Source organism: Lysinibacillus piscis, assembly GCF_026012395.1.
GTDB lineage: Bacteria > Bacillota > Bacilli > Bacillales_A > Planococcaceae > Lysinibacillus > Lysinibacillus piscis.
The window spans coordinates 1027406-1039190 of sequence record NZ_BRZA01000002.1 but is presented as its reverse complement, the minus strand read 5'-3'; the positions used below and the strand labels follow the sequence as shown (position 1 = coordinate 1039190).

The 11785-nt window shown below is 38.9% G+C and carries 14 protein-coding genes; 8 read left to right on the top strand and 6 right to left on the bottom strand.

Going from position 1 to position 11785, the window contains the following annotated elements:
* Window positions 1-27 precede the first annotated feature (27 nt).
* On the top strand, window positions 28-1020 hold the full coding sequence (locus OPF91_RS11700; protein WP_264988927.1) for an LLM class flavin-dependent oxidoreductase: 993 nt from the start codon (window positions 28-30) through the stop codon (window positions 1018-1020).
* 189 nt (window positions 1021-1209) lie between these two features.
* Entirely contained in the window at window positions 1210-1689 is a 480-nt protein-coding gene (locus tag OPF91_RS11695) for a hypothetical protein (RefSeq protein ID WP_264988926.1), read from the top strand.
* A 77-nt stretch (window positions 1690-1766) separates the two neighbouring features.
* Here the strand turns inward: OPF91_RS11695 and yfkAB are convergent, their stop codons facing one another.
* Window positions 1767-2879: a radical SAM/CxCxxxxC motif protein YfkAB gene (gene yfkAB / locus OPF91_RS11690; protein WP_264988925.1), complete on the bottom strand. Its 1113-nt coding sequence runs from the start codon at window positions 2877-2879 to the stop codon at window positions 1767-1769.
* 274 nt (window positions 2880-3153) lie between these two features.
* Here yfkAB and OPF91_RS11685 point away from each other — a divergent pair, with 274 nt between their 5' ends.
* The 3 genes from OPF91_RS11685 (at window position 3154) to OPF91_RS11675 (ending at window position 5757) form a co-directional block, all read left to right on the top strand.
* Window positions 3154-3840, top strand: coding sequence for a YjjG family noncanonical pyrimidine nucleotidase (locus OPF91_RS11685; RefSeq protein WP_264989152.1), 687 nt, complete (start codon window positions 3154-3156; stop codon window positions 3838-3840).
* Between the two features lie 28 nt (window positions 3841-3868).
* The gene (locus OPF91_RS11680; RefSeq protein WP_264988924.1) at window positions 3869-4765 is read left to right on the top strand and encodes an S-layer homology domain-containing protein; all 897 of its coding nucleotides are present in this window, start codon (window positions 3869-3871) and stop codon (window positions 4763-4765) included.
* 623 nt (window positions 4766-5388) lie between these two features.
* Entirely contained in the window at window positions 5389-5757 is a 369-nt protein-coding gene (locus OPF91_RS11675; protein ID WP_264988923.1) for a hypothetical protein, read from the top strand.
* A 292-nt stretch (window positions 5758-6049) separates the two neighbouring features.
* Here the strand turns inward: OPF91_RS11675 and OPF91_RS11670 are convergent, their stop codons facing one another.
* Both OPF91_RS11670 and OPF91_RS11665 read right to left on the bottom strand, forming a co-directional pair.
* On the bottom strand, window positions 6050-6595 hold the full coding sequence (locus tag OPF91_RS11670; RefSeq protein ID WP_264988922.1) for a flavodoxin family protein: 546 nt from the start codon (window positions 6593-6595) through the stop codon (window positions 6050-6052).
* A 12-nt stretch (window positions 6596-6607) separates the two neighbouring features.
* Window positions 6608-7627 carry an S-layer homology domain-containing protein gene (locus tag OPF91_RS11665; RefSeq protein ID WP_264988921.1) on the bottom strand — a complete coding sequence of 340 codons (1020 nt, stop codon included), beginning with the start codon at window positions 7625-7627 and terminating at the stop codon, window positions 6608-6610.
* Between the two features lie 150 nt (window positions 7628-7777).
* Between OPF91_RS11665 and OPF91_RS11660 the strand changes: the two genes are divergently transcribed.
* The 3 genes from OPF91_RS11660 to OPF91_RS11650 are packed head-to-tail and all read left to right on the top strand — an operon-like array spanning window position 7778 to window position 10235.
* A complete protein-coding gene (locus OPF91_RS11660) occupies window positions 7778-8734 on the top strand; it encodes a bile acid:sodium symporter family protein (RefSeq protein ID WP_264988920.1) in 957 nt (318 codons plus the stop codon).
* Window positions 8724-9908 (top strand): MFS transporter, encoded by a 1185-nt coding sequence (locus OPF91_RS11655; protein ID WP_264988919.1) that lies wholly within the window; start codon window positions 8724-8726, stop codon window positions 9906-9908. The genes OPF91_RS11660 and OPF91_RS11655 overlap by 11 nt, the downstream gene beginning before the upstream one ends.
* Before the next feature lie 18 nt (window positions 9909-9926).
* Window positions 9927-10235: an antibiotic biosynthesis monooxygenase family protein gene (locus tag OPF91_RS11650; protein ID WP_264988918.1), complete on the top strand. Its 309-nt coding sequence runs from the start codon at window positions 9927-9929 to the stop codon at window positions 10233-10235.
* A 166-nt stretch (window positions 10236-10401) separates the two neighbouring features.
* Here OPF91_RS11650 and OPF91_RS11645 read toward each other — a convergent pair whose 3' ends face one another.
* The 3 genes from OPF91_RS11645 to crcB (OPF91_RS11635) are packed head-to-tail and all read right to left on the bottom strand — an operon-like array spanning window position 10402 to window position 11439.
* Window positions 10402-10737 (bottom strand): hypothetical protein, encoded by a 336-nt coding sequence (locus OPF91_RS11645; RefSeq protein WP_264988917.1) that lies wholly within the window; start codon window positions 10735-10737, stop codon window positions 10402-10404.
* Window positions 10738-10750: 13 nt separating this feature from the next.
* Window positions 10751-11083, bottom strand: a complete 333-nt coding sequence (crcB, locus tag OPF91_RS11640; RefSeq protein WP_264988916.1) for a fluoride efflux transporter CrcB — start codon at window positions 11081-11083, stop codon at window positions 10751-10753.
* Window positions 11080-11439, bottom strand: coding sequence for a fluoride efflux transporter CrcB (gene crcB, locus OPF91_RS11635; RefSeq protein WP_264988915.1), 360 nt, complete (start codon window positions 11437-11439; stop codon window positions 11080-11082). Before crcB (OPF91_RS11635) ends, crcB (OPF91_RS11640) begins: the two co-directional genes overlap by 4 nt.
* Between the last annotated feature and the right edge of the window lie 346 nt (window positions 11440-11785).

Here is an 11785-nt window from a genome sequence, read left to right as displayed (position 1 = left end):
GACTTTGGCATAGAAAGGATGTTGTTGATGAGAGTAAGTATATTAGATCAAATGCCGATTCCAAAAGGGCTTTCTGCGGAAGAGGCTTTTGGGCGAACAGAACAAATCGCTCTTTTAGGAGAGCAGTTAGGCTATCATCGGATGTGGCTGGCTGAACATCATAACACACATTCACTAGCAAGCTCAGCCCCTGAAGTGACAGCTGCCTTTTTAGCTGCTAAAACGAAGCGCATTCGTATTGGGACGGGTGGCGTGATGATGATGCATTATTCACCTTATAAATTAGCAGAAGTCTTTAAAACATTAGCTGGTCTAGCACCGAATCGCATTGACTTTGGAGTTGGGCGTGCACCAGGTGGCGACCATGCAGCAATACTAGCATTAGCAGAGGGACGCAGACAGGCATTTAACGAGCAATACGATAAATTGGCAATTACATTAAAATTAATGAACAATCAAAAAACAGGAGAGCCTATTTACGATCAAGTCGTCGCAGCACCACCTCATATTGCATTACCAGAGGCTTGGCTACTGGGCTCTAGTGGACAAAGTGCCATGCAAGCAGGGCAGCTCGGTGTGGGCTATTCCTATGCACAATTTTTCACAGGCAATATGTCAAAGGATATTTTTGATACGTATCGCACGTATTTTACACCATCTTATTATATGGAAACAGCGCAAATCATCGTGACCTATGCAGTGACAGTGGCAGAAACGTTAGAGGAAGCGGAGTATTTAGCGAAGCCAATTGATATTTCCCGTCTACAATTAATGAAGGGGCAAATTATACAAGGCATCTCTCCAGATGAGGCGAGAGATTACCCATTATCAGAAATGGATAAAATGATGATAGCAGACAATCGCAAAGCCCATCTTGTAGGAACACCACAGCAAGTCGCTGATAGATTACGAGCTGATCAAGCATATTATGGTTTTGATGAAGTGATGCTCAATTGCAATCAATATACATTGACAAGCCGTCTACATTGTTATCAATTACTTGCGGAGCAACTGCTGTAATGGCTAAATGATAGGAAAGCAAAATAGCAGCAATTAAAGTCGATTGATGAAGGGAAATGTCGAAAAAATTCGTCATTTTCCTTTTTTTATGTATTATAATGACTGCATAGCATAATTGAAAGAATTTATTTAATATTCTGTCATTATGGTATAGAATCTACTAAATATTTGGGGAGAAAGGTGGTGTGAATGAAAAAGAGGTTTAGTATTTTACTGTTTGTCGCTACATTTATTTTTGGTATTTTATCATTTTCGACCGATTCTTTAGCTGTTGAGGGTAAAAGCAATGGTAGTATAGGTGAAATTGTCACTGAATCAGATACATTGTATGAACCACAATTAGTACCTGAATTTGACAATGAAAAAGAGTACGCAGTGGGAGAAATTATCGTTGAATCGGATACATTATATAATTCAGAATTCACGAACACTGTCACAAACAACAATGAAGCAAATAAAACAATCACGCCATATGGTTTTTATCTTTATAAAAACAAAACAATCACAGCTTATTATCCAAGTATTAGCACTGTAACAGAAACACGTTACTATGAAGAATATGATGGTGGCTATTGGTATAAAGGGAATTTAAAATTAATGAGTGTTGTAGCGTCTGGAAATGGCTACACGGCTACATTCAGCGGGAAACTTTCTGCATGGGTTGAATAAGTGATTCAAGGGGTATGATGTTGAAAGGTCAATAAAGAAGGCGAAGACATGAATAATACATGCCTGCGCCTTTTTCATTATTTCGCTGAGCCACTAATAAATGGCGTATCTTGATAATACATATTTTTCACCAAAACATTAGGCCCTAAACATTTGACAGCTGGACAGTGACAGTTTAAGGACTTGGCTAAATCGGTTGCCAGCCATTTTGTAAAAATAGCAGGTAGTTCATCGTGGACAATATTGCCGAGTGCGGGTGTATCACCGAAATCAGTGACAATGACATCCCCTGTGAAAATATTAATATTTAAGCGAGAGCGTCCATCTGGATCATTGCGCAACGTGACATTTTTGGCGTTACGCAGCCGTTGTAGCAATGCTTGATCTTCCTCATTTGTACTGCAAGGATAAAACGGCAATGTGCCAAATAACATCCATGTTTGTTCGTCACGGACATCTAGTAAATGATGGATGGCTGCACGTGTTTCTTCCAGTGATAAAGAAGTAAGGGCACTAGCAAAGTCAGAAGGGTACATTGGGTGTACTTCATGGCGTGCACACTTCATTTCATGCACAATTTGCTGATGAATATGCTCTAAATAAGGCAAGGTCTTTTTGTTTAACATCGTTTCTGCTGATACCATAACACCATGCTCAGCCAGCATTTTTGAATTATCAATCATCCGTTGAAATAAAGCAGCTCGTTGATCATACGTGGGTTTACGCTCCATCATCGCAAAACCTGTTTCTACAAATTCTTCGACAGTGCCCCAATTGTGTGAGATATGTAGCACATCTAAATAAGGAGCAATCAGCAAATAACGTTCAGGTTCTAATGTTAAATTGGAGTTCATTTGTGTACGAACCCCTCGCGCATGGGCATATTGCAACAAAGGTAATACATAATTTTGTACCGATTTTTTGCTCATCATGGGCTCTCCGCCTGTAATACTAAGCGTTTTTAAATGAGGAATTTCATCAAGGCGCTTTACAATTAAGTCAATCGGCAATGCTATAGGGTCTTTCGTTTGTAATGTATAACCGACTGCACAATGGGCACAGCGCATATTACACAAAGTCGTAGTAGTGAATTCAATATTAGAAAGCGTCATTTGTCCATGCTGTTCTACATCTAAATAGGCTTCCCATGGATCGAAACTAGGAGTAATTTCTCGTAAGGTTGTTGTCATTCTTCATCTTCCTTTCAACGTCTTATTGTCTCACATTCATTGAAAATTTCAATTGTTTATCATATTTCTGTTAAAAAAGTGGTATGATGAAGGCAGAAATTTGTCTCAATTGCACCCCGGCTAACTCTCGTCTGGATTTTCTGTGCGAAAGCGTCAGGTACAATATCTGCTGGAGATAGATATCCATTGAATAGAGGTAAAATAAGCATTTATCCCCTTTCTCTATAGAAGGGGATGAATATTGAACCAAGATAAAAAGAAAGTAGGTAAGATGATGGCAAAATATGAAACATTATTATTTGATGTAGATGATACATTACTCGATTTTGATTTAGCAGAAAATGCGGCATTACAGCAATTATTTCAACAAGAGCATATTGATGCAACGCCAGCGATGATTACACGCTATAAAGAAATTAACGAAGCGATGTGGCGTAGCTTTGAACGTGGAGAGGTATCAAAGGAGGCATTACATAATACACGTTTTGCGGTGGCATTGAAGGAATTTGGTTTAGAGGTGGATGGACCATATTTTGAGGAGGTTTTCCAGCATTATTTGCAGGAAGCCCATCATTATGTAGACGGTGCTTATGAGACGATTGAAATGCTTGCCAATCACTATGAATTGTATATTGTGTCAAATGGCAAAACGACGACGCAAAATAAGCGCTTGGCAAGTGCTGACTTAGCGCCGTATTTTAAAGATATTTTTATTTCTGAGCAAACAGGCTATCAAAAACCAATGCCAGATTTTTTCAACTATGTTTTTCAACGTATAGACAACTTCAAAAGAGAAAAAACATTAATCGTCGGGGATTCGTTAACTTCGGATGTGAAAGGTGGATTATTAGCGGGAATTGATACATGCTGGTTTAACATACATAATATTACGAATACAAGTGATATAAAACCACACTATGAGATTAAAAAGCTACAGGAGTTACACCATATTCTTGGATAATGAGGATTAAAACAGGAGGAATTAGGTGATGTTCATGTATCAAAAATTAGCAAAGATAGCACTTGCAGGGGTTGTTAGTTTGTCTATGATTGTGCCGTTACAAGCTCATGCTTACCAAGAGCCAAGCAAGTATGTATATACAACAACAACCAATATGACAGTATATTCAGCCTATGGGGCAACGATTACGGCTGCTGAAAAGGGAAATGTTTTCAGTATAAAATCGACGATTGTCAATAATCGCCAACCGTTAGAAGTGGAAATTTTTAAAAATGGACAGGGTGGTGTATTAAAGCAAATCGCTAAAAAAGGGGTAGTAGAACCCGTTGCCTATCGAGATTTAGGGGATCGTGTTGTGGCGACAATACACAATAATATGGATTTACAATTTGTCTATCCACAAACCAATTATTTTCGTGATGTAGCGAATTCACCTTATCAATCCTATATTACAGCATTGACGGAGCGTGGTATCGTACAGGGCAAAAAGGCGGATTATTTTGGTGTGAGTGATCAGTTAACACGTGCTCAAGTGAGTGCCTTCATTGCAAGGGCTTTTAGTTTCCAGCCAGTGTCAATTACACAGTTTCGAGATGTGGATAGTAAAAAATCTTGGTATGGTGGTTATGTTGGGGCACTACATACATTAGGTGTGATTCGTGGAAAGACACCTACAATCTTTGAACCAAATGGCAAAATTACACGTCAGCAAGCCGTGTTAATGTTAGGACGAACATTGGATGCAGTGGATTATCAGCCAGAGGAAACGTATAGCTTCTTAAATGAAACAGCACGTCATACAGAAATTTTGTACGAATTAGGAGCATTAGATAATCAGACGGTATTAGCACCAAATCAATTGATTACACGAGGCGAGTTTGCAAAAATGTTAGCAATCGTGTTAAAAGAAGCAGGTAGATTATAACGATGATTCAATCACAGGTGGTAAGCACGCCTGTGATTTTTTTTATCTTGATTCAGCAAATGTTTTCTTGTAGCGAAAGCGAAGCGGCAGCTACAGAAGACCCCTTCCTCAGCGTGCAATGTTTTTTGTGCGAAAGCGAAGCGTCAGCAACAGGGAGGGGATGAATGCCAGTTTTTATGCCATTCAGTAGGTGTCCAAACGCCCACTGAATCAAGATAAAAGCCCCAGCGGATGTACCTGACGCTAACGCTTTCGGTACAGCAAAACATTGTTACAGATTTTGGAGAGGAGCTTTTCGAGTGAACTCGAAAAAATCTGAACGCAATTACGCTGGGGCGTAATTGATTTGCAAAGGACGCATAGAGAAGTCCCATCAATGACTAAAAATTTTTAATTTCATAGATTTATTTTTAGGACAGAATAGGAAATAGGAGAAAGGGTGCGATATATTTTTTGAAATTTAAATTATGGCATATTTTCCGACAATTTTAATCATAAATTCTTGATAATTTACGCTTTTTCGCATTTTGACTTTCTAGTAACTTGCCGATAGAATAAGGATATAGAAACGTTGATAACTGTCTAGTGATGATATAAAAGTGAAGCGAGAGGAGGTCAGATAAGTGGGACAAGAGGTAGGACAAAACGTGATTCTACAGGCCATTTTAGAATTGTCACAGCAATTAAAGGATACAAAAGTGGACCTGCAGCAGCAAATTCTAGAAAAAACCGAAGAATTACGTCAAGAGATGGTAGAAATGAAAGTTGAGCTACGTCAAGAAATGCTAGAAATGAAAAATGAATTACGCCAAGAGATGGCTGAAATGCAAGAGAAATTAACGCTTCAAATAGATACGGTGGAGCAAAATTTAAGCCAGCAAATCAATATGATGGATACGAAAGTGCATATTTTGTCAGACGAATTATTGGAAACAAAAACAGATGTGCGCAATCTTAAAAAATTAGATAATATTTTAAAAATGAATGGGTAAAAGCGCTTTGATGGCATATGTCATCAAAGCTTTTTCATTGTCGTGGAATAAATTTACATGTTGTATACAAATAGGCGTTTTTACGATGAGAAATGGTCAATTTAGGCATTTTACGAAAGAAGGGCATCATGGTAGTGAAGCGTCTCAGAGAACAAAACATTTCGCCATGGAGCCATTTTAGAAACGAGACTGTCTCACACCCTCCACAGCTTGAATCCATTAGGAAACGATATAACGGTGGCAAAAAATAGTGAAAACGACCTAAAAGCGCATTGGCCTTTAGGTCGTTTTTTTAACGTGCTTTTAATTGTTTATTTAAAATAGCTGCTTGTGCAAGTGCTCGTTCATCCTGCACGATATCACCAGGCTGATTACCTTCACCAATAATATAAGAAGAGAAGGGCATATTTAAAAAGTCAAAAATATAACGGAATTGCTGAATCATTGGCAAGCCTTTAATAGAGGGGGTATCTCCACCAACAGCGAGCACTATCGCCTCCGTTGTTGACAGTTTTTCTTTTAACTGTGGATAGCGTTCATCGCGAATGGCATGACTGAAGCGGTCTATTATATTTTTTAAAATGCCCGACATACTATACCAATAAATAGGTGTTGTAAAAATCACGACATCGCTTGTCAATAAAGCTTGGATAATTTGATCGTAATCATCGTCTACTGCTTGAAAGCCGTTTGCATCATGACGTAAATCATGAATAGGCTCAATGTGTAAATCTTTCACATAAATTTTCGTATGTGGTATTCCTTCAAGTACATAGTCCGTTAATTGTTCACTGTTGCTTTGTGCTCTAGAGCTACCGATAAAAGCTGTAATATTCATTCAAATAACCTCCTATTGTTTCTTTAATGTGCCTGAAAATGTGACACCCTCATCTCGGAACGAACGGCAGTCCACCTCGGTTATTTTTAGTGCTTGTGGCAACTGTTCCAATTCAATCACACAACGTTGACCGTTGCTAGTTTGAGTCAAAATGGCTTTAGTTTTACTTGTCATCGTTGCGGTTCCTTCGACATGTCCATCAGCTGCACCATCATTCGCGGTCATTGCAACGGTAAAGCCCTTTGTCGTTACATTGGCAATCACAGCCTCACGACGATTGATATCATCTAAACTTTGCCCCCATTTGTAGTAATAGGCATAAACACCCTCCCAAGCGCTTTTCGTTGGCGTTGTAAGGTGTAGGGAAGCATCGAGCTGAAGCTGTGCATGTTTGGCACGGATAAGCAAGGATTCCAGACTATCATGGGTGGATTGTGCATCCTCTGAAATCGCATAAAAATTACGTTCATGCATACGATGGAGCATCAAAATGACCTGTGCACGTGTCAAGTTATTGGTAGCGCCAAAAAATTTCTGCAAATGCCGATTTTCATACTGTGGATTTTGTCCTGTCGAAATGTAGTAATCAAGTAAAAATTGAATGGAGGCATCTAATCCACTCTTACCATTTGCTAGATGGGCAATTGCTTGTGCTACAACACCACGTTTCACAGCGGTAGCACGAATTCCATAATCAAAATAGCCGTTTAATGGCACACCATAGCTGGCAAGACGATTATAATAATCATCAGACCAATTGGCAATAGTAGTGTGCTTGATGAGCTCATCCTCAGGAGATTCTAGCTCATAGAAATTAGCAAGTAATTTAGCAAATTGCTGCTCTGTGATGGTATCGCTTGGTCTGAAGGTTCCATCTGCATAGCCATTGATAATATCATAGCGTTCAGCCCATGTAATGGCATCATATGCAAAATGATCTTCAGGTACATCCCGAAAGCTTGCAGCACTTGCCTGTTCTCCGATACAAAGTGTCAAGAAGACGCACATGACAAGATAGCATATTTTTTTCATTGATAGGCACACCCTTTCTCCTTCATCCTATGTTCAGTGTGCAATAGTTAGCCGAAAACTGCAAATTTTTTGAAAAAAACTTGCCAATTTAAATGAAAGGTGTATAGTAGCAAATAAGCTATTTGGCAAGGGAAGAGGGACTTATCGAATATGTTACAGCAAATCAATACATATCTTCAAAAATGGATGCCTATTTTAACACCTCTTAGTTTAATAGTAGGTGTGCTATTTGCTACTATTGGGCAGCAATTTTTATTTTTAGTGCCATGGTTATTTGCTTTTATGACATTTGCAGGTAGTTTAAGTATGAATATGGACAGTGTGAAAAGTGTTCGACAATATCCAGCCGTGATTGTTTTGGTACTTATTTTTTTACATATGCTGATGCCATTATGGGCGTATGCAGTATCGATCGCTATATTTCACGATCATTTACTGACAGTAGGCTTTGTCTTGGCAGTGGCGATTCCAACGGGTGTCACAAGCTTTATTTGGGTCAATGTTTGTCGAGGGCATTTAGCTTTATGCTTAGCGATTATTTTACTGGATACTGTATTATCACCTATCATACTACCAGCCTTATTACATATTGTGGCAGGACAAACGATTGCCCTTGATACAACAGGTTTAATCATCGATTTATGTTGGATGATTGTGTTGCCGTCCATATTGGGTGTCGCATGTAATGAGGTGACAAAGGGCAAAATTGTGCAAACATGGGGTAAAACATTATCACCGTTTTCAAAGCTAAGTCTATTTAGTATTGTGATGATTAATAGTAGTGCCATTGCACCTTATATGACTCATTTAAATTGGGAGTTGGTTTGTATCATAGGGGTAGTGCTGTTATTGGCGATTTCTGGCTATGCGTTTTGCTTCCTAATAGGGCATCTACTATGGAAAGATCGCTCGATTACAACGATGTTTGTCTTTACAGGTGGGATGCGTAATATTGCAGTTGGTGTTGTTATTGCGACTACCTATTTCCCAGCAAAAACAGTGATGCCTGTCGTATTTGGTATGTTGTTTCAACAGGTGCTCGCCTCTTTCTTTAGCCGTATGATTGACAAATATCAACAACAAAAGGAGACGAATCATGTGGCGTAACCGAAATGTATGGATTTTATTAATAGGGGAATTTGTTGTAGGACTTGGTTTATGGGCTGGCATTATTGGCAATCTCGCCTTTATGCAAGAGGTTGTCCCATCAGATTTTCATAAATCCTTAATTATTGCGAGTGGTGTTTTAGCGGGCTTTCTTGTAGGACCGTTAGCAGGGCGTATGATTGACCAATCCAAGAAGAAAACGGTGGTGCAATGGGCAAGTATTGGGCGCATTGTTAGTATTTTATTTATGTTTATTGCACTGTATACAAGCTCTGTCTTCTGGATGGTGTTATTTTTAATTACACTGCAAATCGCAGCGGCGTTTTATATGCCTGCCTTACAAGCGATTGTACCGTTAATTGTCAAGGACAAGGATTTAATGACTTTAAATGCGTGGCAAATGAATGCCCGAACAATTTCTCGTATTGTGGGTACGGCTGTGGCTGGGCTTATGCTAAGTTATTTTGAGTTGAAATGGTTGTATATCACGTCACTTATTGTGTATTTGATGATGTTTGTACTGACAAGTCTATTACATATAGAAGAAGGGCAACAGTCATCTATGGCGAATAAAGAGAAAAGTAATTTTAAAGAGGTGTTGCCAATGGTGAAGGCGCATCCAATGGTCTTGATGACACTCGTTTTAATACTTATTCCAACGCTATTTTTAGGCTCGTTTAACTTAGTTATTATGAAAATATCAGAAATGCATCATTCTGCGGCACTTTCTGGGATGATTTACACAGTGGAAGGAATAGGCTTTATGTTAGGGGCGGCGAGCTTAAAATGGATTTCGGAGCGTGTCCAAATTGGTAAGTTACTCTTTACATTAGCCTTTGTGATTGGGGCAATGGAATTGCTGCTATTATTAGCTGACCGACAATTATTTGCTTTAATCGCTTTTGGTGTATTTGGTTTTTCTGTAGGTTGCTTTTTCCCAATGACGATGGTTATTTTTCAAAAGCAAGTACCGAAAGAGTTTCACGGTCGCTTTTTCTCCTTCCGTAATATGATTGACTCCGTTATCTTCCAAATTGTCATTGTCTCGACAGGGATGCTGCTCGATTTAATTGGTTTAAACGGTGTAGGGCTTGTATTTGGTATGATTAGTATAGGTTTAACCATCACATTTTTAGTTTATGCCAAGCAAAAAAATGTAGTGATGGATGTGTAAAGAATGGGGGAATGATGGATGGACATGTACTATGCTGTAGTGTTTACTTCACAAAGAGCAGTGGATGATGGAGAGAGCTATGCAAAGATGGCAACTGTGATGAATGATTTAGCCTGTCAGCAGCCTGGCTTTCTCCGAGTAGAAAGTGTTCGTAATACAGAAGGCAAAGGGATTACAGTATCTTATTGGGAATCGTTAGAAGCCATTCAAGCGTGGAAGGATAACATGAAGCATAAGATGGCACAGCAATTAGGGCAAGAAAAATGGTATACACAGTATCAAGTAGAAATCTGTCAAGTCATCAAAGACTACTCATTTGAGAAATAAGAAGTAGGGCTGGGACATAACTAAATGATCGCTTCAAAAAGCCGAATGATAGCAGGCATAACTAGTCCAAATTAAAGAGAACAAGCCGAACGATGAAGGAACATTTCACAATTGTTTCTTCAATAGTTCGGCTTTTTGACTGGCTAAAATACTTTTTTCCCAGCCTCTAAAATAATTGAGGTAAAAATTCTTTCATAAGCTGTGGATGCTTGCGAAGCCATATTTTTAAAATATGACGATGGGTTAATAAGCCATGCCTTTTGTGTGGCTTCTTCTTGGCTTCCTGTAAGCTTTCAAGTAGTAGGCATATTTCTGTCGTGAAAGCTTGCGGTTCCACAAGGACATCGAGTTTGTAATCAATCAATTGTGCTGCCTGTAATTTGGCGAGCAATCGAGCAAAATATTGATTCATTTCTGCGTAATTTTCTTCAAGTTCAAGGTGGATGAGTTGCTGTATTGCTGCGGCTAACTCTACCTCGAGTGCTTCATTATGTGCCTGCATAAAAATTCACCTTTCATTGGATAATCATAAAACCGAGTAAAGCAGATAGTAGACCTATTAAAACAGAGCTACTTATGTACAGACAGGCTTGCCTTCCCTTTTGTTGTTCGATTAATTGAACAGTTTCAAAGCCAAATGTTGAAAAGGTTGTGTAGGCCCCTAAAAAGCCGATACCGAGCAACTGCCATAACCAAGCTGCTGGCTGCAGGGCAAATAATAATCCAAGTGCGAAGGAGCCTGTACTATTAATGAGGAGTGTCGCCCATGGATAGGCAGAGTGGAGCTGTTTGCTAATCAAATAGCGAGTGAGTGCGCCAAAAATGCCACCAATACCTACCAATATCATACTTTTTTCCTCCTTGCAAGTGTTGTACCTAGCCATGCACAAGTGAGGCCACCACTGACACTTATCATACTATAACAGATGGCTTGAACTGCGTGTCCTTGTTGCAAAAGACGCAGCGTTTCTAGTGAGAAGGTGGAAAATGTCGTAAAGGCGCCTAAAAAACCTGTGCCAATGCCTGTGACAAAGGCTGTGCGTTTGGTAAAAGTGGTAAAAAGCCATGCTAAACAAAGACAGCCTATTAAATTAATACTAAGCGTTGTGAAGGGGAATCCTTCTTGCTGGAATAGTAGGCTAAGTTTATACCGACAAAGAGCCCCCAAAAAACCACCTGCACCAATAGCTACAAATACTTTCAAGCTGAAAATCTCCCTTTATCTATGAAATATTGTTGAATATCTACAACCAAGTGTAACATGTACAACTATCAATTTAACACTTTAAAGCGCTGATTATTTTTCTGAAAAAATCAAAAATAACCAATAGATGGTTGACAATTATTTCAATAGTGTGATAATCTGCAATAGCACTAGAAAAAATGACAAAAGGAGGGCATGACAATGGTTATTTTATTCACAGTAGTTCAACAAACAAATTCATACATTGTCTATGCCTAAATTTGTATTGCTTCATAAAAAAGGATTGGTTATACCAGCAACCTTTGTATATGGACACATACTCTATTTCGGGTATGTGTCTTTTTTT

What these genes read in the sequence shown, in the direction of transcription:
- OPF91_RS11700 (WP_264988927.1), top strand. Translation starts at nt 28, where the DNA reads ATGAGAGTAAGTATATTAGATCAAATGCCGATTCCAAAAGGGCTTTCT.
- OPF91_RS11695 (WP_264988926.1), top strand. Translation starts at nt 1,210, where the DNA reads ATGAAAAAGAGGTTTAGTATTTTACTGTTTGTCGCTACATTTATTTTT.
- yfkAB (WP_264988925.1), bottom strand. Translation starts at nt 2,879, where the DNA reads ATGACAACAACCTTACGAGAAATTACTCCTAGTTTCGATCCATGGGAA.
- OPF91_RS11685 (WP_264989152.1), top strand. Translation starts at nt 3,154, where the DNA reads ATGGCAAAATATGAAACATTATTATTTGATGTAGATGATACATTACTC.
- OPF91_RS11680 (WP_264988924.1), top strand. Translation starts at nt 3,869, where the DNA reads ATGTTCATGTATCAAAAATTAGCAAAGATAGCACTTGCAGGGGTTGTT.
- OPF91_RS11670 (WP_264988922.1), bottom strand. Translation starts at nt 6,595, where the DNA reads ATGAATATTACAGCTTTTATCGGTAGCTCTAGAGCACAAAGCAACAGT.
- OPF91_RS11665 (WP_264988921.1), bottom strand. Translation starts at nt 7,627, where the DNA reads ATGAAAAAAATATGCTATCTTGTCATGTGCGTCTTCTTGACACTTTGT.
- OPF91_RS11660 (WP_264988920.1), top strand. Translation starts at nt 7,778, where the DNA reads ATGTTACAGCAAATCAATACATATCTTCAAAAATGGATGCCTATTTTA.
- OPF91_RS11655 (WP_264988919.1), top strand. Translation starts at nt 8,724, where the DNA reads ATGTGGCGTAACCGAAATGTATGGATTTTATTAATAGGGGAATTTGTT.
- OPF91_RS11650 (WP_264988918.1), top strand. Translation starts at nt 9,927, where the DNA reads ATGGACATGTACTATGCTGTAGTGTTTACTTCACAAAGAGCAGTGGAT.
- OPF91_RS11645 (WP_264988917.1), bottom strand. Translation starts at nt 10,737, where the DNA reads ATGCAGGCACATAATGAAGCACTCGAGGTAGAGTTAGCCGCAGCAATA.
- crcB (WP_264988916.1), bottom strand. Translation starts at nt 11,083, where the DNA reads ATGATATTGGTAGGTATTGGTGGCATTTTTGGCGCACTCACTCGCTAT.